Genomic DNA, 2,187 nt, shown 5'->3' with positions numbered 1-2,187 from the left:
TTCTTTCGCCAGATGCCACAGCTTATTGAGCAAGGGCACCTCTTTATTGCGCAACCGCCGCTTTACAAAGTTGCGCGCGGCAAGTCCGAGGTCTACCTCAAAGACCAAGCGGCGATGGAAGAGTATCTTATTCAACAAGGTGTCGATGGTGCCGTGTTGCGGCTGAAATCCGGCGAGGAAATTGCGGGTGCCGATCTTGCCCGCGTTGTCGAAGGTGCGCGTACGTTCAAACGTATTCTTGAAGCCTTCCCAACGCACTATCCGCGTCACATCATAGAGCAGGCAGCACTTGCTGGGGCATTTGAGCCTGGTCGTGTGGATTCTGATTTGTCAGGAACGGCTGAGATTGTGGCTAAGCGCCTTGATCAGATCGCACTTGAATACGAGCGTGGTTGGACAGGACGCCCGACGCAGGATGTTGGCATTCGATTGACGCGCGTTTTGCGAGGGGTCGAGGAGGTCAGAACCCTTGACGGTGCAATTTTGCGAGGTGGCGAAGCACGCCGCATCAATAAAGAAGTCGAGGCCACGGGCGGCATTTATACAAACCCTGCGCGCCTCATACGTAAAGAGCGTGAAACCCTTATCCATGGCCCTGTTGACCTGCTCAATGCGATCTTGGAAGAGGGCGAAAAAGGACTATCTTTGCAACGCTATAAGGGCCTTGGAGAGATGAACCCTGAGCAGCTTTGGGAAACGACACTGGACCCAGAGGCGCGGACTCTCTTACAGGTTAAAATCGATGATTTCGCTGAGGCTGATGATATCTTTACCAAGTTGATGGGGGATGTCGTTGAGCCACGCCGTGAGTTTATCCAAGATAACGCACTGAACGTCGAGAACCTCGACGCGTAAACTAGCGCGAGACCTAACAGAAAAAGGGCGGTGCAATATGCGCCGCCCTTTTTGATTACCGAAGTGTTTTAAGCCAACCCAATGTCGCGTCTGTATCGCCATTTGGTTTGTATTCGGCTCCTAAAGGTGCGGTCCAACCAAGGGCATCCAGAGCGGAAAATAGGAACCAGTAGTCCAATTCTCCGTTATCCGGTGGACCGCGATCGGGAACCGATGCGAATTGGATATGGCCAATGAATGGCAACAGCGTTTTAGCGCGTGTCGCGACATCGCCCTCTGTGCGCCCGATGTGGTAGCAATCAAACATTAACTTCAAGTTTGGCCGTGATACGGTTTCGATGATGGTGCGCGCCTGGTCGGTTGTTTGTAAAAAATAGCCGGGTGCGTCATGTCGATTCAACGGTTCGACAAGTATGGTCTTTCCAAGCGGCAACGCGGCGTTGCACGCATAGGAAAGGTTGTCGATAAACGTGGTGTGCGCGTCAATTCCAGACGAAAACCCCGCCATCACGTGAACTGCGGCGGCGTCTATTTCAACAGCATAGGCAAGTGCCTCGTCAATCGCGGCGCGGGCGTCAACTTCGCGTCCAACTAGTGCGGCCAATCCGTTTTCGCCCTGTGCGACATCTCCGCGCCGCGTGTTGAGGCCGAGCATTTTAAGGCCAGTTTCGTCTAGCGCGGCCTTCACATCTTGCGCGTTGTTGTCGTAGGGCCAGTGACATTCGACGGCGTCAAACCCCGCGGTGTGCGCGGCGCGAATTGCATCGGGTAACGCCAGTTCGGTCCAAAGAAATCCCAAGTTTGCAGAGAATTGAGTCATGCATCCCACTCCACGTCAAATTTAGTGACAACGGCGCCGATTTGTTCAGCGGTTAGAATGCGCGCGTCTATATTGCGCATCATAAGTGCGAGTTTGGCGGTTTCTTCCAACTCTTCGATGGCGTTGCATGCGGCCTCGACATCTTTGCCCGCAACAACAGGCCCATGATTGGCAAGCATCACTGCAGAGCGCTTGCCGGCCAACCCGCGTACTGCATCACCCATTGCGGGATCCCCCGGAAGAAAGAACGGGAGGAGTTTGACGCGCCCGAGCTTCATTATGCCGTAGGGTGTGAACGGTGGTAGAAAATCATCCTCATTTGCGTCAGGTGTCATGGATAACGCCACCGAGTGACACGAATGTAGGTGAACCACAGCCCCTGCGGTGCTGCGCGTCTCATAAAAGGCGGAATGCAGTGGCATTTCCTTTGTCGGCTGGTCGCCTGAAACCAATCGTCCGCGTGCGTCAAAGCGACTGAGACGCGCAGGATCAAGGCGTCCAAAACTTGTCCC

General features: G+C 54.3%; 2 protein-coding genes and 1 pseudogene. 1 reads left to right on the top strand and 2 read right to left on the bottom strand.

The features are described 5' to 3' along the window. Positions 1-855 (top strand): annotated as a pseudogene (locus ACTG34_RS13605) (DNA gyrase subunit B); the annotation flags it as partial. 55 nt (positions 856-910) lie between these two features. On the opposite strand, the gene ACTG34_RS13600 reads toward ACTG34_RS13605, so the two are convergent. Next, a complete protein-coding gene (locus ACTG34_RS13600) occupies positions 911-1,675 on the bottom strand; it encodes a hydroxypyruvate isomerase family protein (protein WP_439105414.1) in 765 nt (254 codons plus the stop codon). Further along, positions 1,672-2,187: class II aldolase/adducin family protein (locus ACTG34_RS13595; RefSeq protein ID WP_439105413.1), on the bottom strand; the 516-nt coding region annotated here is incomplete at its 5' end. The genes ACTG34_RS13600 and ACTG34_RS13595, both read right to left, overlap by 4 nt.

This window comes from Celeribacter marinus (assembly GCF_965656515.1).
GTDB lineage: Bacteria > Pseudomonadota > Alphaproteobacteria > Rhodobacterales > Rhodobacteraceae > Celeribacter > Celeribacter marinus_D.
The sequence above is the reverse complement of the archived record's forward strand: the minus strand, read 5'-3'. Positions and strand labels throughout refer to the sequence as shown.